Annotated in this window: 2 protein-coding genes; both read left to right on the top strand. The window is 65.2% G+C overall.

Features of this window, described 5'->3' with window-relative positions:
• A partial coding sequence (locus AKL29_RS29275) for an N-acetylmuramoyl-L-alanine amidase (protein WP_167350437.1) occupies positions 1 to 1,140 on the top strand: 1,140 nt, incomplete at its 5' end.
• 237 nt (positions 1,141 to 1,377) lie between these two features.
• Positions 1,378 to 1,558: hypothetical protein (locus AKL29_RS45725; RefSeq protein ID WP_244482488.1), on the top strand; the 181-nt coding region annotated here is incomplete at its 3' end.

Raw genomic sequence — 1,558 nt, 5'->3', positions numbered from 1 at the left:
GCCGGCGACGCCAAGCAGACCCGATTCATCCTCGACCTCGACCGCAAGATCGAATTTCGCGCCTTCCCGCTGGCCGACCCCTACCGCGTCGTGGTCGATATCCCGCAGGTCGATTTTCAGCTCGCGGCCGGCACCGGCTCGGCGGGGCGGGGCCTGGTGAAGGCGTTCCGCTATGGTCTCGTGATGCCCGGCGGCTCGCGGATCGTGTTCGACCTGACCGGACCGGTGAAGATCGCCAATTCCTACGTGCTCGATGCCGCCAACGGCCAGCCGCCGCGGCTGGTGCTGGACTTCGAGGAGGTCGACCGCACCAGCTTCGTGCAGTCGCTGGCGCCCGCGAGCCGGCCCGAATCGAAACCGGCGATTTCCGAATCCACCACGGCGACCATTCCGGCCGTTACGTCTGCGGCGCTGCCGCCGGTTGCGGTCACTGACGCGCGCCCGCTGATCGTGATCGATCCGGGTCACGGCGGCATCGACAACGGCACGCAATCCGGCGACCAGACCGAGAAGAACCTGGTGCTGGGCTTTGGCCTTGCCCTGCGCGACCGGATCGAGAAGTCGGGCAAGTATCGGGTGGTCATGACGCGGTCCGACGACACTTTCATCCCGCTCAACGATCGGGTGAAGATTGCGCGCTCCCAGTCCGCGGCACTGTTCGTCTCGATCCATGCCGACGCCCTGCCGCGCCGCGAGGGCGATGCCCAGGGCGCCACGATCTACACGGTGTCGGACAAGGCCTCCGATGCCGAGGCGGAACGGCTGGCGGAGGCGGAAAACAAGGCCGACGCCATCGCCGGCGTGAACCTGACCGACGAGCCGACCGAGGTCGCCGACATTCTGATCGACCTCGCGCAGCGTGAAACCAAGACGTTCTCCAATCGCTTCGCCCGTCTTCTGATGGACGAGATGAAGACCACCGTGCGGATGCACAAGCATCCGCTCAAATCGGCCGGCTTCCGGGTGCTGAAGGCGCCCGACGTGCCGTCCGTGCTGGTCGAGATCGGCTACGTCTCCAACAAGGGGGACCTCGAGCACCTGGTCTCCGAGAGCTGGCGGAACAAGGCGGTCGGCTCGATGGTGCAGGCGATCGACACGTTCTTCGCCAAACGGCTGGCAACTGCCGGGTCGGCAAAGTGAAATCGGCTCGCTGAAAAGCCGGGGCCGTTGCGCCGAAGCCCTAGTTTGGCCACAGCCGCGACGGTATAGACAATGGACCGCAGGTCCGCAGAATCGACCATATTGTCCGGCGGCTCTTGTATACTCGCGTGCGCAAGGTGGCTCGCTGGGCCAAAGCTTCGTTGTGTGAGGCTTTCGCACTTTTGGACAGGCGCTTCTGACGACTGAGCGCCGGAGGGTAGGAACGGAACGTCGATAATGCGCCTGCTCGTGCGGTTTATGGGTTTCTTGTTCGCCGCCGGAACCGTCGTGTTCCTGGTCGGTGTCGCCGCCGTCGCTGGCGCCATCTGGCATTTCTCCAAGGATCTGCCCGACTACTCGCAGCTGCAGGACTATGAGCCGCCGGTGATGACCCGCGTGCATGCCGCCGACGGCGCGC

Origin of the sequence: Bradyrhizobium pachyrhizi, from assembly GCF_001189245.1 — a bacterium.
Classification (GTDB): Bacteria; Pseudomonadota; Alphaproteobacteria; order Rhizobiales; family Xanthobacteraceae; genus Bradyrhizobium; species Bradyrhizobium pachyrhizi.
Note: the sequence above shows the minus strand (reverse complement) of the source record. Positions and strands in the feature narration are given on the sequence as shown.